We start from the raw sequence: 17730 nt of genomic DNA, 5'->3' as shown, positions 1-17730 counted from the left end.
CTCCAGCACACGTCGGCGATGGCCGCCCATCTTGCCGGGTGACACACTGCCGGTGGCCCGATAACGCTGCGACCACTTCACCACGGATGAGACAGCTATGTCGAACCGCTCCGCCACCACCCGGCAGCTCTGACCGTCCACAACCGCTGCGACGACTCGCTCGCGAAGATCATTCGAATAGGGTCGCGTCATGGATGCTGGCCTCCATTCCAGCATCCATGATGAATCACAAATCTGCTGATTTGGGAATCCCGCACCGATTCCGATAAGCAATGATCCGCTCTAGCGACCCTGTTGCGGATATGGCCTGCGTGGTATCGTCCAGCTCATGCAACTGCGCGTGGGAGCCACACTATGGGAAGTGCAGCCGCATTACATGGAACATGGAGAATGGTATCCTGGACGCGCCGTGCTGTTGCGACCGGGGTGGTTACGAATGCGATGGGACCCGACCCTGTCGGATATCTTTCCTATCATCCGGATGGCCGGGTAATGGCTGTGGTCGTCAGCCGCGAACGGCCGGCGCTGAAAGGCGAAGTCCCGACCGACGCCGAAAAGGTCGCGCTGTTCGATTCCATGCTCGCCTATGCCGGAACCTATACCTTCGAGAATGGACGCGTGGTGCACCATGTCGATGCGAGCTGGAATCCGGCCTGGGGCGTCAGCGACCTGATCCGGCCGTTCTCCATCGACGGCAACAGGCTTGTCATCAGCGGCGCCCCTGGGGTCGATCCAAAGAACGGCGAGGAAGTTGTCTACGAACTCGAGTTCCGCAAGGTCTGACGCCAGCAAGCCTGCCAGCCGACAAGGTGCCGATCGACGGGCGAGCAGCGGTGGGACGCATGAACCACCGCCGCTCCCCGTGCACCCTTCCGTGGATGGCGGAAGGGAAACTAATTTAGTAGGGAAGGCCGACGTAGTTTTCCGCAAGCGCGGTCGAAGCTGCGCGTGAATGCGTCAGATAGTCGAGTTCGGCTTCCTGAATCTTTTGGTCGAAATCACCGGTATCGGGGAACCGGTGCATCATCGTTGTCATCCACCAGGAGAAACGGACCGCCTTCCAAACGCGGGCGAGTGCCTTTTGGGAATAGGTGTCGATGCCTGCGTTCGAACGATCCTGGTAGTGTTCGATCAGGCCCGAGAACAGATAATGCACGTCGCTCGCGGCGAGATTGAGGCCTTTCGCACCGGTCGGCGGAACAATATGGGCGGCGTCGCCGACAAGGAACATGCGGCCAAAGCGCATCGGCTCGGCAACGAAGGAGCGAAGCGGTGCGATCGATTTCTCGAAGGAAGGCGCAGTCACAAGTGCATCGGCATGATGCGCAGGCAGGCGGCGGCGAAGTTCGTCAAAGAAGCGGTCATCGCTCCAATCCTCGACCTTTTCATCGAGTGGACACTGGATGTAGTAGCGGCTGCGATGCTCCGAGCGCATGGAACAGAGCGCAAATCCCCGCGGGTGGTTGGCATAGATCAGCTCATGGTTGACGGGAGCGACCTCGGCCAGAATTCCAAGCCATCCAAAGGGGTAGATCTTCTCGAATGTGCGCAGCGACCTTTCGGGAACCGCCTTGCGGCTGGCGCCATGGAAACCGTCGCAGCCGGCGATGAAATCACAGTCGATGCGGCGCGTGGCACCATCCTTTTCGTAGGTGACGTAAGGGGCCGCTCCATCGAAATCGTGCGGCTTGACATTCGCTGCCTCATAGATCGTCAGCGCGCCGCTGGCTTCGCGTCGCTCCATCAGGTCGCGGGTGACTTCCGTTTGCCCGTAGATCATGACGCGCTTGCCGCCGGTCAGACCGAACAGGTCGATGCGATGGTCGCGCCCGTCGAAGGCAAGGGAAAAGCCGTCATGCGAAAGACCTTCGGCATGCATGCGCGCGCCAGCCTTTGCCTCATCGATAAGTCCAACGGTTCCTTCCTCCAGCACGCCGGCACGTACGCGGCCAAGGATATAATCCTTGCCAACGCGGTCCAGGATGACGTTGTCGATGCCGGCTTCCGTCAGCAACTGGCCAAGCAAAAGCCCTGAAGGGCCGGAGCCAATGATGGCTACCTTGGTGCGCATGGTGTCCTCCCGCACTTGTCTTTTGTCAAATCTTGACCGGGCAAGGCGCCATCAACAATGGACAAATCCATCATGAAATTGCACAAAGCGAACATCGGGTGATGGAGGCAGGAATGGTAAGGATTGTGCCGACCTACGAGCTCTACGGCGAGAATACCGGGAAAAAGCCGGAGTTTTGGCTGCACTGCGAAACAATTCCCGCCCGCAGCAGCCTGCATCATTTCGAGATCCGGCCACATCGCCACGACAGTTTCTTTCAGATATTGTACATCGATAGCGGCTCCGGCGAGGCAATGTTCTCAGGCGCCTGGCACCCGATCGAAGGTCAGTCAGTCATTACCGTTCCCCCCGGCCTCGATCACGGTTTTCGTTTCTCCAGGGACATCGACGGCTTCGTCATCACGGTGTTGAGCTCGCATCTGAAGGCAATCCCCGGTGACCGCAGCCGGCTCGGCGAGTGGATGGCATCGCCGCATCTGACGAGGCTCGACATGGACGATGAGGAGGCGCGCTACGTGGCTGCCTGCCTGCAGCGGCTCGGACGCGAATTCGCGCAGCGCAAAAGCGGGCGCAACGACCTGCTGGAGTCTTACCTGACGTCGGCATTGTTGCTGACTGCGCGCCTCTCCTCTGAACGACAGGACGACGAGGCGGCTGCCGACGAGAATGAACGTCGCATGGAGCTGCTGCACGGCCTGATCCAGCGGCATTTCAAATCGCACCAGCCGGCAGCTTTCTATGCCAGGGCGCTCGGCATCTCGCCGACCCACCTGAACCGGATCGTGCGCGCCACGAGCGGTTACGGTGCGCATGAGTTGATTGCCCGAAAGCTCCTCGATGAGGCAAAACGCGAGTTGGTCTTCACCTTTGGCAGCGTCCAGGAGATCGCCTACCGGCTCGGGTTTTCGGACCCCGCCTATTTCTCGCGCTTCTTCCTCAAACAGGCTGGCCAGACGCCTCGATCATGGCGCATGGCGGAGCGTGCGAAGCTTGGTGTCTAGCGCAGCACGAGGCTGAGCGCCTTCTGTGTCTCTCGAAGGAGCGGCAGGTAGCGAGCCGGCATTTCCGCGGCTGGCGCATGGGCTGCAGGCGCGCCGATATTGATTGCCGCCACTGTCTGCCCGCGATCGTTCTCGACCGGAACTGCAATGGAGCAGAGGCCGATTTCCAGTTCCTGGTCGATCACGGCGTAACCCTGATCGCGCACACGCCGAAACTCCGCCATCAGTTCCTCGACGTCGGTCTTGGTGTTTGGCGTATTTTGCTTGAGGTCGGTGCGGGCGAGGACTGCCCTGGCCTCGGCCTCCGGCAGTGCTGACAGCAGGACGCGACCCATGGAGGCACAGAAGGCGGGAAGGCGGCTGCCCGGCGTCAGGTTGATCGACATGACACGCCGCTGCGAAGCGCGGGCGATATAGACGATCTCCGTGCCATCGAGCACGGAGGCGGATGCGCTCTGCCCGGCTTTTTCCGACAATTGATCGAGATGCGGCTGGATGAGGACGGGCAGGGGCGTTGCCGAGAGATAGGAGTGCCCGAGCCGCAGAATCTTGGGCGTCAGGGCGAAAAACTTGCCGTCATATTCGGCATAGCCGAGTTCGGCCAGCGTCAGCAGCGACCTGCGCACCGTGGCGCGGTCGAGACCGGTCAGCTTCGCGGCGTCGGCGATCGAAAGCCGCTGGCGGGTCTCCTCGAACGCCTCGATGACCTTCAGTCCTCTGGCAAAGCCGCTGACAAAATCAGTTTCTCGCATGGTTCCTCCTTTGCTCGCGGGCTTGTTGCTGGATCCCGGTCAGACGACTGTAGCCGCATTGTTTTGTGCGATATACGAACAAATGTCAAATACCGCACAAAATGCCTTGCCCGCCCTGCCTCCGCGTTTTATCCATCGGTGAAGGGCGCAGAGGAGCATCTCGCCGGCAAGGAGTGATCCAGCATGGACAAGACTATCGGGAGCACGGCTGAGGCCATCTCCGAAATCGGAGACGGAGCGACCGTCATGATCGGCGGCTTCGGCGGGTCGGGCGCACCTATCGAGCTGATCCACGCCCTGATTGACAAGGGGCCGAGGAACCTCACGGTGATCAACAACAATGCCGGCAACGGCCGCATTGGGATTGCCGCGATGATCGACGCCGGCATGGTGAGGAAGATGATCTGCTCCTTTCCGCGCTCGTCCGACCCGCGCGCCTTCACGGACAGGTATCTTGCGGGAGAGATCGAGCTGGAGCTGGTGCCTCAGGGAACGCTTGCCGAGCGCATCCGCGCTGGCGGCGCCGGCATCCCGGCCTTCTACACGCCGACGGGTTACGGCACCGAACTTGCCGAGGGCAAGGTCATCGCTGAATTCGACGGCCGGCATTATGTGCAGGAGCGCTGGTTGAAGGCGGATTTCGCCATCGTCAAGGCCCATGTTGGCGACACCCACGGAAACCTCACCTACAACAAGGCGGCGCGCAACTTCAATCCGCTGATGTGCATGGCGGCGGGCAAGACCATCGTCCAGGTTTCCAGCATCGTTCCCGCCGGCGGCATCGACCCCGAGCATGTCGTCACCCCCGGCATCTTCGTCGACCGTGTCGTCGAGGTCGCCAATCCCGCCCAGGAAGAAGAGCTCGTTCGAGCCGGAGTGGTCTATCAATGACCGTCGATATCAGCATCATCAACACCCGCGAAGACATCAAGCTTTCCAATGCCAGCATCGCATGGCGCGCAGCCCAGGACATTGCCGACGGTGCCTATGTGAACCTCGGCATCGGCTTTCCGGAAATGGTGGCACGCTATCAGCCGCCAGGCCGCCAGGCGATTTTCCATACGGAAAACGGCATCCTCGATTTCGGCGAGGCACCGCCCGCCGGAGAGGAGGACTGGGATCTCATCAATGCCGGCAAGCGGCCGGTGACGTTGAAGCCCGGCTCGGCCTTCTTCCACCATGCCGACAGTTTCGCCATGGTTCGCGGCGGTCATCTCGACGTCGCGATCCTCGGTGCCTACCAGGTGGCGCAGAATGGTGACCTCGCCAACTGGAGGGTCGGCGCCAAGGGCGTGCCGGCGGTCGGTGGCGCCATGGATCTCGTGCACGGCGCCAAGCAGGTCTGCGTCATTACCGAGCACGTCACCAAGAACGGCGAGCCGAAGCTTGTCGACAAATGTACCTTCCCGCTGACCGGGGTCGGTTGCATCACCCGCGTCTATACGAGCCATGCCGTGATCGACATTGTGGAAGGCCGTTTTGTGTTGCGCGAGAAGCTTGCCGCCATGACGGTCGAGGAATTGCAGGCGATGACCGGCGCGCCCCTCTACATCGACGGTCCGGTTGCCGATCTCGTCGTCCCGGAACTCTAAGGGAGAAGCCTGATGACCGAAGCCTATATCTGTGACTATATCCGCACCCCGATCGGGCGCTTCGGCGGTTCGCTGTCAGCGGTTCGCGCTGACGATCTCGGCGCCGTGCCGTTGAAGGCGCTGATTGAACGCAACGGCAATGTCGACTGGGAAGCGGTTGACGATGTGATCTTCGGTTGCGCCAACCAGGCCGGCGAAGACAACCGCAATGTCGCTCGCATGTCCTCGCTGCTGGCGGGCCTGCCGGTCTCGGTGCCAGGTACGACCATCAATCGTCTCTGTGGTTCTGGCATGGACGCCATCATCGCGGCTGCGCGCGCCATCAGGGCAGGCGAAGCCGAACTGATGATTGCAGGCGGCGTTGAAAGCATGTCGCGCGCGCCCTTCGTCATGCCGAAAGCGGAAACGGCATTCTCCCGCCAGGCCGAGATCTACGACACGACGATCGGCTGGCGTTTCATCAATCCCCTGATGAAGAAGCAGTACGGCGTCGATTCCATGCCGGAGACCGGCGAGAACGTCGCCGAGGACTACAAGGTCTCGCGCCAGGATCAGGACGCCTTTGCGGTTCGAAGCCAGGCCAGGGCCGCGGCCGCGCAGGCCAATGGCCGGCTGGCAAAGGAAATCACCTCCGTCACCATCCCCCAGCGCAAGGGCGATCCTGTCATCGTGGAGAAGGATGAGCATCCGCGCGCGACGACAATGGAAGCGCTTGCCAAGCTTGCCACACCCTTCAAGAAAGAGGGCGGGACAGTGACAGCAGGCAATGCCTCCGGTGTAAATGACGGCGCTGCCGCCCTGATCATTGCCAGCGAATCTGCTGCCAGAAAGTATGGACTGACACCGATCGCCCGCATTCTGGGCGGAGCGGCTGCCGGCGTGCCGCCGCGCATCATGGGTATCGGCCCGGTTCCGGCATCGCGCAAACTGATGGCACGGCTTGGCATGACGCAGGATCAGTTCGACGTCATCGAACTCAACGAGGCATTCGCCTCGCAGGGTCTGGCGGTTCTGCGCGAACTCGGCATAGCCGACGATGACGGCCGTGTGAACCGCAACGGCGGCGCCATCGCGCTTGGCCATCCGCTCGGCATGTCCGGCGCGCGCATCACGGGGACAGCTGCAATGGAACTGCGGGAAGCCAGTGGGCGCTACTCGCTGTCGACCATGTGCATCGGCGTCGGGCAGGGGATTGCCATCGCGCTCGAGCGCGTCTGATTTTCATCGCAGAACGAAAACGGCGCGGAGATCGTCCGCGAAAATATCGACGGGTTTGTCAGCAGTCTGACGGCGCGGAGATCGTCCGCGCCGTTTTTCTTTGTGCAAGCCCACGCTTACGGCATCAGCTGGCCGCCATTGACCTCGATGATCTGGCCGGTGACGTAGCCGGAAAGCGTCGGCGATGCCAGGAAGAGATAGGCGCCGACGCAATCCTCCGGCGTGCCGACGAAACCCATCGGAATCGTCTTGCGTTGGAGCTCCATCTGTTCGTCGTTGGTGTAGCGCTCATGGAACGGCGTGCCGATGACGCCCGGCGCCACCGCGTTGACCCGAATGCGGTCAGGAACGAACTCCTTGGCATGGCCGCGCGTGATCGTCGAGACGAAGCCCTTCGATGCCGCATAGAGCACGGCACCATTGCCGCCACCATTGCGGGCGGCGATCGAGGTCGTGTTGATGATGAAGCCGCCCTGCTTCTTCAACCATGGATGGGCAGCGCGCGTTGCAGCGAGAACCGAGCGGGCATTCAGATCCATGACCTTCATGTAGTGCTCGTCGGTATATTCGGCGGTTGGCTTGCGGCCGAGCATGCCGCCGGCATTGTTTACCAGCCCGTCGAGATGCCCGAAGGTTCTGGCCGTCTCTTCGACGACACGTTCCGTCTCGCCCTCTTTCGACACGTCACCGTGAACGAGGTGCACGGTTGCGCCGGCTGCCCGGATTTCGTCGGCAAGCGCTTCGGCGGGCTCCCGGCTCGCATTGTAATGAATGCCAACCTTCATGTCCTGCGCGGCAAAGGCGCGGGCGAGCGCTGCCCCGATACCGGTCGAGGCGCCGGTGATCAGCACCGCCTTGCCGGCGAGGTCCGGGATTTTGATGGATGCAAGCAATTGAGCAAGATTTGCCATGGCAGCGATAGCCTCCGGGAATGTGACGGGACGGTTTGGGGCAAGTTGCAGGGAGCTTATCAGCCTCCCTCAATCCGGGGCAATGCCATATCCGCTATGGCGCGAGATCAAGCTCCGGATAGCGCCGAAAAATTCCGTCCTCGTTGAAGGCAAGCCGGCGGTCCGACTGTAGGTAGGCGGTAATGTTCGGGCGCCTGGCGACGGCATCGTGCAACGCGATCAGCCCCGGATAGTCGGCCGCATAGGCTTTCATCGCTTTTGGAAAGGCATATCGCAGGCCCTCGATGACCTGAAACAGCGACAAGTCGACATAGCTCAGAGCATCGCCAACGATATGGTGCGGCCCCTGAGGGTTTTGTTGGAGCACCTGCTCGAAGTAGCCGAGGAACTTTGGAATGCGCTCGCTGATAAAGGCGGCGGAGCGGGCTTTCGCCGCCTCCTTCTGATCCTCATAGTAAAGGGAGGTGGCAATCGGGTGGTGAGTATCGTGCACCTCCGCCACCAGGTCCGTGATGGTCAGTTGCAGCCCGTTGGCGACGTAGCGCAGTTTCTCATCTTCCGGCGCGAGGCCAAGTTTTGGGCCAAGATAGGAGAGAATATTGGCGACATGCGAGACGATGAGCTCGCCGTCCTTCAGAAACGGCGGTGCAAAGGGAATGTGGGGCTCGCGCTTGCTCTTCATCAGGTCCAGCATCGCTCCGGTTCCCATCGCGGGCCCGGATTGCCTGGCGACATCGACATAATCCGCCTGGGCTTCTTCCAGCGCCAGGCGGACAAACTCGCCGCGGCCTTGAATGCCATCCCAATAGTACAGTTCATATGCCATGAGGTCCCTCCCGGTGGCGTGCTCGAGATCAGTGATGCGCGCGCTGCGCGTTGCGTTTGCGCGTCGCTGCTGCTTTCTCGGCCGAAGCCGAGCGCTCTGCCGCAGAACGCGCTGCGGAGGCGGCGCCGCCCTTGCGCCCACCCTTTTCCGATGCCTCGTGGGTATCTTGCTTGCCCCGACCGGAGCCGGACTTGTTGCCGCCACCGCTTTCCTTGTTGACAGTCGCCCAGGCCCGCCGTTCGGCCTCCTTGGTGGAAACGCCGCGGTCTTCGTAGCCTTCCTCGATATGTTCGGCTTTTCTTTTCTGCTTGTCCGTGTAAGCGGATTTGTCGCCTCTTGGCATGTCTGGACCTTTTCTGACAGAGAAAAGGGCAACCAACTGACGCTCGAAAAGTTCCAACGTTCTCGTAAACCCAAAGGAGCAGCAGCTGAGGAAAGTGCGCCGACGAGGTCGCCTATTTGCGATAATATTTGCGCGACAACGCCATCATCTTCTCAAAGGTGGGAAAATGCAGCGGTAGGGCAGAATGCGCATCCGGAAAGAACAGTGCAACGAGATTGTCGATCGCATAGACAAGGATCAGGGCGAGGGCCAGATAGGCTAACGCGGCAATGACAAGAGCGGTCATTTTACCCTCAAGGCGCGATGCGGAGGCGGCAATCCGCTACGACAAATCTATCAACTTCCAAGTTCGATTTTGGTTCCATCGCCGATTGTCGCCGCAGCATTTTTTCCGCGAGGTCGGCGCCATGCGCAGTCATGTATGTTCTTCTCCCTCGACGCACCTTTCGTGCCCCCAGGGACTCAATAGAGCAGAAGCAATGCAGTCATGTGACGAAGGGCATCATTGGCGCCCGCCGTCACAGCGGAAAAAGCGATCACGCCGATTTTCGGCTAGCCGTTTTCCTTGGCGCGGCGACCTTGACTGCGCCGTTTGCGTTTGAAGCCGAGGCGGTGCGTTTGCGCGTCTTCACTTCCTTGCCATCCGGGGATGCAGCAGACCCTTCGAGCGCTTGGCGCTCGGCACGGGCCTGTTCCCAATGTGTGAAATCTCGTCCCGTTGGACGCCCTTCCTCTTCCCAAAGCGCATAGGCACGCTTCCTGATCCACTCTTCGCGAGTTTCTGTCATCGCCGATCTCCAGTCAGTGAGGCCCGTGGTCTAACGCGATACTGGCCTCAGAGTTCCAGAGTAATCGTGCGGTTTCAAGCAATTTTTGACACACTGCAAAAATAAATCCCGCATTGCAGCATTCAGCTGCTGCGCGGTGCGTGCTTCGTGCTTGCCGACGACAGATCTTGCGCCGGCAAAACCGGACGCTTCATGCCCATGAGTGCGCAATTGAACACTGCAGCTTTGTGTTTATAGTTCAACGCAATGTTTTATCTCATATCGACCTACTGGCCGCATATTCTATTCGTTGTTTCGCTCGCCATGGGCGCCGCGGCAGCGATCCACGCGGCCATGACAAAGGAAGAGGTCCGCGCCGCAATCGGCTGGGTCGGGGTTATCATCCTCTCACCGATCGTCGGTGCTGTGCTCTATGCGATCGCCGGTATCAATCGTATCCGGCGCGCCTCGCTCAGCCTTCAGCGCGATGCGCTGATCCCCGACGCGGACCTCGATGAGCTCGAAAGCTTCGACGCCGACACGGATATCGTCATCAGCGGCTTTGGCCGGCGTTTCGCTGCCCTCCAGACACTCGGCGACCGCGTGGCCCGCGTTCCGCTCGCAACCGGCAACACGATCGACATGCTGGAGACCGGCGACGACTGCTATGGTGCAATGAAGGCGGCAATCGACAGTGCGGCCCGCAGTGTTCTGCTTGAGACCTACATCTTTGACCGCGACCCGATCGGGCTGAGGATCGGCAATTCCCTTATTGCTGCAGTCAAGCGGGGCGTCGAGGTGCGCGTGCTGATCGATGCGGTCGGCGCGCGCTATTCGGTGCCGAGCATACTCGGATATCTTGCAGATGGCGGCGTCACAGTCTCGGTCTTCAACGGCAACGTTATCATGGGGTTGCGTTTGCCCTATGCGAACCTGCGCACCCACCGCAAGATCCTCATCGTCGATGGCCGCGTCGCGCTGACCGGCGGCATGAACATCCGGGCAGGCTTTACCCGCGAAATAGCAGGGGAGGGCTTTGCGCGCGACACCCATTTCAGTGTTACCGGGCCGGTTGTTGCCGACCTCTTCAACGTTGCCGCCGAAGACTGGCGCTTCACGACCGGCGAGATCCTGCAAGGGGAAGCATGGCGAACCGCGATGCCCGAGCGCCAACCGGGGGATCCCGTCTTCATGCGCGTCGTGGCGTCCGGGCCCGACAGAAGCATCGAGACGAACCACAAGATGCTGATGGGCGCCTTCTCCATTGCGCGCAAATCGATCCGCATCATGTCGCCCTATTTCCTGCCGGACCGAGAGCTGATCAGCGCATTGGCGACGGCCGCACGACGTGGCGTCGAGGTTGATATCGTCGTTCCGTCCGTCAACAACCTCGTCCTGGTCGACCGGGCGATGACAGCGCAGTTCGACCAGATCCTTAGCAGCTATTGCCGCATCTGGCGCTCCAGCGGCGCCTTCAGCCATTCCAAACTGCTGTCGATCGACGGGGTCTGGTCCTATGTCGGATCATCCAATCTCGATCCGAGATCGCTGCGGCTGAATTTCGAGGTCGACCTGGAAGTGCTGAATGAAGGCTTTGCCAACGAGATTGACGAGCATATCGACGAGGCCATCAAATCGGCGTCGCCGGTTACGTTGCAGGGGCTGCGTGCGCGACCTTTCGCTGTCCGGCTGCTCGAGAAGGTTCTTTGGCTCGGATCGCCTTATTTGTAGCGGATTTCTTCGGCCTAAAGGCGTGGCAAGTTTCGATAGCCGGCCTATACTCCGGATCAAACCACTTCGACCAACGGAGCGTGAGCAAACTCCGATGCATGCCAAAAAGGACAGTCTGCCCTCAAACATCCTCGCATCGATCCGCAATCGAAAAAAGCGACTGGATGCAGCACATTCGGAGAAGAAGCCGCGCTCGGACGGCACTTTGATTGCCTCTTATAACGTTCACAAATGTGTCGGCAATGATCGTCGTTTCGATCCAGAGCGCACCAGCCGGGTCATCCACGAAATCGATGCCGATGTGATTGCGCTTCAGGAAGCCGACACCCGGTTTGGCGAGCGTACCGGCATTCTCGATCTCGGCCGGCTGGAACGGGAGACCGGACTGATCCCGGTGCCGGTTAACGGCATGGCCAAGGCTCACGGCTGGCATGGCAATGTCGTGCTCTTCAAGCGTGGCCTCGTCCGTGACGTGCACCAGATCAACCTCCCGGGGCTTGAGCCGCGCGGCGCGCTTGTCGCCGAACTCGATCTCGAACGCGGCGGGGCCTTGCGCATCATCGCCGCCCATTTCGGCCTGCTTCGCCATTCGCGCGCACAGCAGGCCAAGATGCTGGTCGAACTGATGGCCGACAAGCGTGAGGTCCCGACCATCCTGCTCGGCGATCTCAACGAGTGGCGGCTCGGTGACCGTTCATCACTGCACACGTTCCAATCCGCCTTTGGCCCGCAGCCGCTGGCCGTACCGAGCTTTCCCGCACGGCTTCCCGTTCTCGCGCTTGATCGCATCATGGCAAACCGCAAGGGCGTCGTGACAGCGGTCGAGGCGCACGACACGCCGCTTGCCCGCATTGCCTCCGATCACCTGCCGGTAAAGGCCGTGGTCAATCTGAAGCGCGTGGAAGAACTCGCGGCCAAAGCCTAGCCGACATACGACAGAGGCATTACTTTCACACGCCGAAAAGGGTCGCTTCCTAAACCATGGCGAGCTTGACAGGGCCCGTGGTCGTGGCAGGTTTCACCTGTCTCGACAGATGTCCTGAATCGGAGGTTTCGCGGTGCTTGTGATGGAGATTTTGCGGCGGCGGGTCGACATATCGCGCGGGCTTGCGTCCGCGGCGATCATGCGCTCAATAGCGGGACTGACCAAAACATGTCTGGTCGCAAGCCTTGCCGTCGCCTTCTCGGTGTCGCCCACCCCCGCCGGGGATACGCCGGTCCAGACGCAGGTTTCGAAGGACCAAGTCCGCAAGCTCGTCGAAACATGGAAGCACTATTATGCGAAGGCCGACAGCCTGCGCGATCGACGCAACGCGTTCGAAGACATGATGGAAGCCACCCCCGAGCCGACGCGCGTGCAAATCAGGCCTGTCGATGCAGATGGTGTCGACGCGCAGCTCATCTGGCCGGCAAGGCTCCATCATCCGATCGGCAAGCGCGCCATTCTCTATATCCACGGCGGCGGCTTTTATGGCGGTTCGTTGCGCACGCACCGGGCCATAGCGGGCGCACTGGCCAAGGCGGCGTCCGCCGACGTGCTTCTCATCGACTACAGGCTTGCACCTGATAACCCCTATCCCGCACAAATCGACGACGCGTTGACAGCCTACCGGTGGCTGCTTGGTTCCGGCTATGAGGCCAGCAATGTCGTCGTCGTTGGCGAATCCGTCGGCGGAAACCTCGCGATCGAAGCCACGCTCAGGCAGATGCGGGTCAAGGGACCGTTGCCTGCGGCCGTCGTGGCGATGAGCCCCGTTACGGATCTGGCTGCAACAGGCGCATCGCTGACGGCCAACGCCAGCACCGATCCACTGATCGACGCCGCTCAGCTCGATCTCATGCGCAAGGCATATCTCGGAACACGCTCGCCCACTGATCCGATGGTGTCGCCCCTCTATGGCGACATGACCGGGTTTCCACCATTGCTTGTCCAGGTCGGTTCGGGCGAGGCACTGTTGGACGATACGCTAAGGCTGGCTGAAAAGGCCCGAAAGGTCGGAGTCGACGTCGAGACCGAAATCTGGCCTGGCATGATCCACCAGTGGCAACTCTTCCCGTTCTGGCTCGATGACGCAAGGCAGTCGAACCAGCGTGTTGCGGAATACGCGATCAAGCATTTCGCCGACAAACCGCGGCCATAGTCTTTACGGCATCGTCAAGACGTCGATGAGGTAGAGCACATCTTTCAGATCGTCAGAGTGTGCAGAATTCTACGGTTTTGGCCTATGGAAGTGCGCTTGGGTCGATGGCATGAACTTTCATACCACGTGATGTGATGGATGCTGGAGGTGTATCGTGGCGACCATCGAGAAAAGAACCATCAGCCTGCCGAGCGATCAGGCAGCGTCTATCGACGCGAAGGTGAGCGCGGGTGATTGTGCTTCGGCGAGCGAGGTGGTCCGCGAGGGTATTCCTGCGCTGAAAGAACGCGATGAGCCGGTCGAGCGCTGACTCCAGCATCAGGCAGCCCCGAGCTTCGACGCGATGAAGGCCGATCCCGCGCGCGGTGTCAGTGTCGATGATGCGTTCGCCAGCGTGCGCGCCCGTCATGCGGAGCGGGTGAAAGACCAGACGTGAAGTGCCGCACGGTTATCACCGGAAGCTCGGCCGATCTGCTGTCGCTCTATGCGTGGATTGCGGATGCGACATCCTCCGACATCGCGCTTGGCTATATCGACCGCCTGGACGCCTATGTGCGCGGCTTCGATGTCGCCTTCGAGCGCGGAGCGTTGCATGACGGTATTCGTCCCGGCCTTCGCACGGTTGGGTTCGAGCGGCGTGTGACATCGCGTTCACCGTAACAGACGAGCAGGCCATCATTCTCGGCTTCTATTATGGCGGCCAGAACTGGCAGGGTATTCTCATCGAGCATTGATCCATGTTGGCGAAAGCGAGAGATCGGCTCATTGAGCTCCGCCGGAGCGGGTTTCTTAACTGCCAGGATCCTCCGCAAGGACACGAGCCTCCAGAATGGAAACGCCATAGGCAGCCATGAGCCACAGACACAAGGCGACACAACGAGGCACAGGCTTCTCTCCAGAGGCAAGCTGGCTTCTGGTTCGTTCGTCAATGCCAAGCAGTTCCTGAATGTCGCTTGCCGACATTCTTGCGACCACCACGGCCGCGCTAAACTCAGACGGTGTCATGTTGCCCCCAGGCGCGATTTCAAACGCGCGAAATCCTGGTTGAGTCTCCTCTCCAATCAGGGGCAGTCTGCCAGCAGCCGGGCTTTCGTTTCCAAGATCAGAGCGTTGTTCCAACTCCAAGCGGGCGGCATCGCCTGGCTCGAAAACAACACGCTCGACCTGGCGGCCGAGCATCGGGATATGAAGCCCATGGCCGGCCGGTGTCGGAAGCCTGTGTTCAGAGCCTCGTGACGATGACCTCCAAATATTCGCTTGGCACGACCACCGTGCCGTCATCGGCGCGATTGAAGCGTTCCATGAGCGCCAAAAGGTCGTCGGTCAGTGTATCTCGCGCCGCCGGGTCAAGGGCGGCGAATGTTTTCAGCACTGGACCATAATAGGTCCGGAAGACCTCAAGCCAATGGTCCGGTGACTTGTAGCGGAACACGAACTGCCTGGGCGTTGCCGCGATCGACCCGACGGCTTTCGGGAACAATTCGGCAAGCCGTGCCCGCGAGCCCCAGAGCGCCGGCGAGCGAGCGCCTGACGGAGGCGGCACATGCTTGCCGATCGTCTTGAACATCTGCCCGATGAAACCGTCAGGGGTCCAGTTCGCAAGGCCAACCGAGCCGCCGCGCTTGCAGACCCGAATGAGTTCGGACGCAGCGCGCTCCTGGTCGGGCGTGAACATCACGCCGAAAATCGACAGCACATTGTCGAAGGACTGATCGGCAAACGGCAGATGTTCTGCATCGGCCTCCTGGAAGACGATCGGCAGCCTATCGGCGTTTGCGCGCTCCTGGCCACGTTCGAGCAACGCCGGAACGTAATCGGTTGCCGTGACCTCGCACCAGCGTCGGGCTGCGGCAAGCGCGCCGTTGCCGTTGCCGGCCGCAACGTCAAGTACCTTCGAACCGGCGCGCAGATCGAGCGCTTCGCAGAGGCTTTCCCCGACAATCTGCAAGGTCGTCCCAACGATTGCGTAGTCGCCCGAGGACCATGCACTTTGTTGCCTGGCCTTGAGCGCGCTGAAGTCGACGGCGGGCTGAGGATTACTGGCGACGGCCGCAGATGTGGACATTGTTTTCTCCTTGGGTCAGATTGATCAGCCTCATGGTGCGTCTATGGCAACCGTGGTTGGGCACGTGTCGTGCCACGGTCTCTGGCTTAGACAGGGATAGTGGGGGTCGGCGTGGCAGCTGGCGTGGGAATGAGCGTGGAATCGGGCGGCGGGGACGCAAATCAACCCGGAGGCCCGCTCGAGATCCGACTGCTCGGCCCGATGGCGATCCGGCGAGAGGGCGCCGATCTGAAGCTTCCCGGCTCCCGGAAGGTGCGATCTCTTCTGGCCTACCTTGCACTTTCACCGAGGCCCTGCGGCAGGGCACAGCTTTGCGATCTGTTGTGGGATATCCCCGACGATCCGCGCGGCGAGTTGCGATGGTGCTTGAGCAAGATTCGCACGCTGATCGGAGAACAACGCGTCATCACGAAGGGCGACACCATCAGACTGGATCTGTCGGACTGCTTTATCGATGCGATCGAGGCGGCTGCGGCTTATCAGCATGGATTCAAGACGCAGTCACTCAGCCAGTTGCGGTCCCTGGCAGCCCTGTTTGCCGGGGACTTTCACGAAGGATCGAGCGTCGAGCGTAGCCCGGCATTCGAAACATGGCTGCTGTCGCAACGTCGTCGGCTGCGCGACATTCATACAGCCCTTCTCGAGCATATGGTGCAGCGTTTCCCGCCCGAAGAAGCACAAACCTATCTCGATCGCTGGATCCAGCTTGCGCCCTTCGACCTTCGCCCGCACGAACTGCTATTGATGTCCCTTGCCAAGGCGGGTCGTTTTCGAGAAGGCGAGGAGCATCTGGAAGCGACCGCGAAGCTGTTTGATGCCGAGGGTATCAACGAGCGATCCTTGCGCGACGCCTGGCAGACGGCCAGAACCCAGACAGACGAAACCTTCCGGCAGCAGCGCCCAAGCGCCAGCGCTGTGGCTGCATCGTCTCCACCCGAAACCGAAAGCTTGCTCAAGGAGCCGCGGCGCGCATCGATTGCGATCATGCCGTTCAATGAGCTGTCGGCCGTGGCCGTTCCCGGCGGTCCGTCCGATGCATTGGCATACGACATTATCACACGGCTCGCGAAGCTGCGCTCTTTCCATGTAATCGCGCAGGGCACGATGTTTGCGCTGAGGGACCGGCACCACACGGTTGACGAGACAGCACGGCTGCTCGGCGTCGACTACGTTGTCGACGGATCGTTTCAGCGCGTCGGCGACCGCATTATCCTTCGCGTCGAGTTGACAGAGGCAAGAACAGCGCGCATCGCCTGGACGGAGGTCTTCGAGCGCCGTGTGGCCGATACGTTTCTCCTCCTTGAGGAAATCGGCAGCAGGATCGTCGTCTCGATCGAGCGCGAAGTCGAAACGATCGAGAGCAATCGTGCCCTCCTGAAGACGCCGAACTCTCTCGACGCCTGGGAGGCCCACCACCGGGGGCTCTGGCACATGTATCGCTTCACCAAGAGCGACAACGAGCAAGCCCAGCGCTTCTTCGAAAGGGCGATTAGCCTCGACCCGACGTTTGCCCGTGCGCATGCGGGGCTCTCCTTCACCCATTTCCAGAGTGCCTTCCAGCATTGGGCGGACCGCGACGCCGAGGCCGAGCTTGCCTATCGAGCAGCGAGCCAGAGCATGATGGTCGATGATCGCGACCCGACGGCACATCTCGCCATGGGCCGGGCGCTATGGTTGAGAGCGTTGCACGATCAGTCCGTCAGCGAGCTGCAACAGGCGGTCGAACTGAGCCCCAGTTTCGCGATCGCGCATTACTCCCTCGCTTTCGTTCAATCCCAGTCCGGTGATCCGGGCGCCGCGATCCTGGCGGCCGATCACTCCCGCGCGCTCAGTCCTTTCGACCCGCTGCTCTTCGGCATGCTTGCAAGCCGCGCCCTGGCTCTCGTGCGCCTCGGAAGCTTCGAGGATGCCGCGGACTGGGGCGTCAAGGCCGCCGCCCGTCCGAATGCTCACGCTCACATTCTGGCGATCGCCGCACTTTGCCTGTCGATCGCGGGACGGCTGAGTGAGGGGAAGTCTTACCTCGCCATGATACACGATCGGTATCCCGCCTATCGGCTGAACGATTTCATCTCGGCATTCCACTTGCCGCCCACTGACCAGGCGCTGTTCCGCCAGGCAGCCCAGCGCCTCGGCTTTGAGTAAGCGGCCCCGGGAACCCACCAGATCACCTGCCGCCGCCCAGCATCGACGATGCGTGAGTTTCAAGCTTGCTGAACGCTGACAAAGGAAACCACTTCAGGAAAATCACGGCGCGCGCGCGCCAGGGTGCGCGACATCCCGCGATTCCTGGGCGACATGATCCCGTTCCT

20 protein-coding genes are annotated in these 17730 nt (G+C 61.0%); 11 read left to right on the top strand and 9 right to left on the bottom strand.

The features are described from left to right. Positions 1–192: helix-turn-helix domain-containing protein (locus tag AF71_RS04125; protein ID WP_169680121.1), on the bottom strand; the 192-nt coding region annotated here is incomplete at its 3' end. Positions 193–354: 162 nt separating this feature from the next. On the opposite strand from AF71_RS04125, the gene AF71_RS04120 reads away from it, so the two are divergent. Continuing rightward, positions 355–783, top strand: coding sequence for a lipocalin-like domain-containing protein (locus tag AF71_RS04120; RefSeq protein WP_025658270.1), 429 nt, complete (start codon positions 355–357; stop codon positions 781–783). Positions 784–898: 115 nt separating this feature from the next. Here AF71_RS04120 and pobA read toward each other — a convergent pair whose 3' ends face one another. Continuing rightward, the gene (gene pobA, locus AF71_RS04115) at positions 899–2071 is read right to left on the bottom strand and encodes a 4-hydroxybenzoate 3-monooxygenase (RefSeq protein ID WP_169680119.1); all 1173 of its coding nucleotides are present in this window, start codon (positions 2069–2071) and stop codon (positions 899–901) included. A gap of 113 nt (positions 2072–2184) precedes the next feature. On the opposite strand from pobA, the gene AF71_RS04110 reads away from it, so the two are divergent. Beyond that, positions 2185–3072 (top strand): helix-turn-helix domain-containing protein, encoded by an 888-nt coding sequence (locus AF71_RS04110; RefSeq protein ID WP_062368444.1) that lies wholly within the window; start codon positions 2185–2187, stop codon positions 3070–3072. On the opposite strand, the gene AF71_RS04105 is transcribed toward AF71_RS04110, so the two are convergent. Continuing rightward, positions 3069–3824, bottom strand: a complete 756-nt coding sequence (locus AF71_RS04105; protein ID WP_018856632.1) for an IclR family transcriptional regulator C-terminal domain-containing protein — start codon at positions 3822–3824, stop codon at positions 3069–3071. The genes AF71_RS04110 and AF71_RS04105 overlap by 4 nt on opposite strands. 183 nt (positions 3825–4007) lie before the next feature. Here AF71_RS04105 and AF71_RS04100 point away from each other — a divergent pair, with 183 nt between their 5' ends. The 3 genes from AF71_RS04100 to pcaF are packed head-to-tail and all read left to right on the top strand — an operon-like array spanning position 4008 to position 6634. Then, complete coding sequence (locus tag AF71_RS04100) at positions 4008–4715, top strand: 3-oxoacid CoA-transferase subunit A (RefSeq protein ID WP_169680117.1); 708 nt, start codon at positions 4008–4010, stop codon at positions 4713–4715. Then, positions 4712–5416 carry a CoA transferase subunit B gene (locus AF71_RS04095; RefSeq protein WP_025658275.1) on the top strand — a complete coding sequence of 235 codons (705 nt, stop codon included), beginning with the start codon at positions 4712–4714 and terminating at the stop codon, positions 5414–5416. The genes AF71_RS04100 and AF71_RS04095 overlap by 4 nt, the downstream gene beginning before the upstream one ends. Positions 5417–5428: 12 nt before the next feature. Further along, positions 5429–6634: a 3-oxoadipyl-CoA thiolase gene (gene pcaF, locus AF71_RS04090; protein WP_169680115.1), complete on the top strand. Its 1206-nt coding sequence runs from the start codon at positions 5429–5431 to the stop codon at positions 6632–6634. A gap of 116 nt (positions 6635–6750) precedes the next feature. Here the strand turns inward: pcaF and AF71_RS04085 are convergent, their stop codons facing one another. From AF71_RS04085 to AF71_RS04065, 5 genes are all read right to left on the bottom strand, one after another. Further along, positions 6751–7545: an SDR family oxidoreductase gene (locus AF71_RS04085; RefSeq protein WP_169680113.1), complete on the bottom strand. Its 795-nt coding sequence runs from the start codon at positions 7543–7545 to the stop codon at positions 6751–6753. Positions 7546–7639: 94 nt separating this feature from the next. Continuing rightward, positions 7640–8371 (bottom strand): glutathione S-transferase, encoded by a 732-nt coding sequence (locus tag AF71_RS04080; protein WP_169680111.1) that lies wholly within the window; start codon positions 8369–8371, stop codon positions 7640–7642. A 28-nt stretch (positions 8372–8399) separates the two neighbouring features. Continuing rightward, complete coding sequence (locus tag AF71_RS04075) at positions 8400–8714, bottom strand: plasmid stabilization protein (protein WP_169680109.1); 315 nt, start codon at positions 8712–8714, stop codon at positions 8400–8402. 112 nt (positions 8715–8826) lie between these two features. Beyond that, entirely contained in the window at positions 8827–9000 is a 174-nt protein-coding gene (locus AF71_RS04070) for a hypothetical protein (RefSeq protein ID WP_018860250.1), read from the bottom strand. 250 nt (positions 9001–9250) lie between these two features. Further along, positions 9251–9502: a DUF2934 domain-containing protein gene (locus tag AF71_RS04065; RefSeq protein WP_169680107.1), complete on the bottom strand. Its 252-nt coding sequence runs from the start codon at positions 9500–9502 to the stop codon at positions 9251–9253. 246 nt (positions 9503–9748) lie between these two features. Here AF71_RS04065 and AF71_RS04060 point away from each other — a divergent pair, with 246 nt between their 5' ends. From AF71_RS04060 to AF71_RS04040, 5 genes are all read left to right on the top strand, one after another. After that, positions 9749–11212 carry a phosphatidylserine/phosphatidylglycerophosphate/cardiolipin synthase family protein gene (locus AF71_RS04060; protein ID WP_169680105.1) on the top strand — a complete coding sequence of 488 codons (1464 nt, stop codon included), beginning with the start codon at positions 9749–9751 and terminating at the stop codon, positions 11210–11212. A 94-nt stretch (positions 11213–11306) separates the two neighbouring features. After that, positions 11307–12137, top strand: a complete 831-nt coding sequence (locus AF71_RS04055; RefSeq protein WP_169680103.1) for an endonuclease/exonuclease/phosphatase family protein — start codon at positions 11307–11309, stop codon at positions 12135–12137. A gap of 142 nt (positions 12138–12279) precedes the next feature. After that, positions 12280–13353: an alpha/beta hydrolase gene (locus tag AF71_RS04050; protein ID WP_169680101.1), complete on the top strand. Its 1074-nt coding sequence runs from the start codon at positions 12280–12282 to the stop codon at positions 13351–13353. Positions 13354–13507: 154 nt separating this feature from the next. Further along, a complete protein-coding gene (locus AF71_RS32210; RefSeq protein ID WP_348644109.1) occupies positions 13508–13663 on the top strand; it encodes a type II toxin-antitoxin system ParD family antitoxin in 156 nt (51 codons plus the stop codon). A 122-nt stretch (positions 13664–13785) separates the two neighbouring features. Then, positions 13786–14013: a type II toxin-antitoxin system RelE/ParE family toxin gene (locus tag AF71_RS04040; RefSeq protein WP_246733571.1), complete on the top strand. Its 228-nt coding sequence runs from the start codon at positions 13786–13788 to the stop codon at positions 14011–14013. 562 nt (positions 14014–14575) lie between these two features. Here the strand turns inward: AF71_RS04040 and AF71_RS04035 are convergent. Further along, positions 14576–15418 carry a methyltransferase domain-containing protein gene (locus AF71_RS04035; protein WP_169680099.1) on the bottom strand — a complete coding sequence of 281 codons (843 nt, stop codon included), beginning with the start codon at positions 15416–15418 and terminating at the stop codon, positions 14576–14578. A gap of 129 nt (positions 15419–15547) precedes the next feature. Between AF71_RS04035 and AF71_RS04030 the strand changes: the two genes are divergently transcribed. Continuing rightward, positions 15548–17563 carry a transcriptional regulator gene (locus AF71_RS04030; protein ID WP_169680097.1) on the top strand — a complete coding sequence of 672 codons (2016 nt, stop codon included), beginning with the start codon at positions 15548–15550 and terminating at the stop codon, positions 17561–17563. The last annotated feature ends 167 nt before the right edge of the window (positions 17564–17730 follow it).

Source organism: Rhizobium sp. 57MFTsu3.2 (assembly GCF_012932765.1).
In the GTDB taxonomy this organism is placed as follows: domain Bacteria; phylum Pseudomonadota; class Alphaproteobacteria; order Rhizobiales; family Rhizobiaceae; genus Rhizobium; species Rhizobium altiplani.
This window is presented reverse-complemented; position numbering and strand designations above follow the sequence as displayed.

Bases quoted from the DNA above. Each gene is read 5' to 3' on its own strand.
- AF71_RS04110 (WP_062368444.1), top strand. From the start codon at position 2,185: ATGGTAAGGATTGTGCCGACCTACGAGCTCTACGGCGAGAATACCGGG.
- pcaF (WP_169680115.1), top strand. From the start codon at position 5,429: ATGACCGAAGCCTATATCTGTGACTATATCCGCACCCCGATCGGGCGC.
- AF71_RS04095 (WP_025658275.1), top strand. From the start codon at position 4,712: ATGACCGTCGATATCAGCATCATCAACACCCGCGAAGACATCAAGCTT.
- AF71_RS04030 (WP_169680097.1), top strand. From the start codon at position 15,548: ATGAGCGTGGAATCGGGCGGCGGGGACGCAAATCAACCCGGAGGCCCG.
- AF71_RS04060 (WP_169680105.1), top strand. From the start codon at position 9,749: ATGTTTTATCTCATATCGACCTACTGGCCGCATATTCTATTCGTTGTT.
- AF71_RS04100 (WP_169680117.1), top strand. From the start codon at position 4,008: ATGGACAAGACTATCGGGAGCACGGCTGAGGCCATCTCCGAAATCGGA.
- AF71_RS04050 (WP_169680101.1), top strand. From the start codon at position 12,280: ATGGAGATTTTGCGGCGGCGGGTCGACATATCGCGCGGGCTTGCGTCC.
- pobA (WP_169680119.1), bottom strand. From the start codon at position 2,071: ATGCGCACCAAGGTAGCCATCATTGGCTCCGGCCCTTCAGGGCTTTTG.
- AF71_RS04080 (WP_169680111.1), bottom strand. From the start codon at position 8,371: ATGGCATATGAACTGTACTATTGGGATGGCATTCAAGGCCGCGGCGAG.
- AF71_RS04070 (WP_018860250.1), bottom strand. From the start codon at position 9,000: ATGACCGCTCTTGTCATTGCCGCGTTAGCCTATCTGGCCCTCGCCCTG.
- AF71_RS04120 (WP_025658270.1), top strand. From the start codon at position 355: ATGGGAAGTGCAGCCGCATTACATGGAACATGGAGAATGGTATCCTGG.
- AF71_RS04035 (WP_169680099.1), bottom strand. From the start codon at position 15,418: ATGTCCACATCTGCGGCCGTCGCCAGTAATCCTCAGCCCGCCGTCGAC.
- AF71_RS04105 (WP_018856632.1), bottom strand. From the start codon at position 3,824: ATGCGAGAAACTGATTTTGTCAGCGGCTTTGCCAGAGGACTGAAGGTC.
- AF71_RS04065 (WP_169680107.1), bottom strand. From the start codon at position 9,502: ATGACAGAAACTCGCGAAGAGTGGATCAGGAAGCGTGCCTATGCGCTT.
- AF71_RS04075 (WP_169680109.1), bottom strand. From the start codon at position 8,714: ATGCCAAGAGGCGACAAATCCGCTTACACGGACAAGCAGAAAAGAAAA.
- AF71_RS04085 (WP_169680113.1), bottom strand. From the start codon at position 7,545: ATGGCAAATCTTGCTCAATTGCTTGCATCCATCAAAATCCCGGACCTC.
- AF71_RS04055 (WP_169680103.1), top strand. From the start codon at position 11,307: ATGCATGCCAAAAAGGACAGTCTGCCCTCAAACATCCTCGCATCGATC.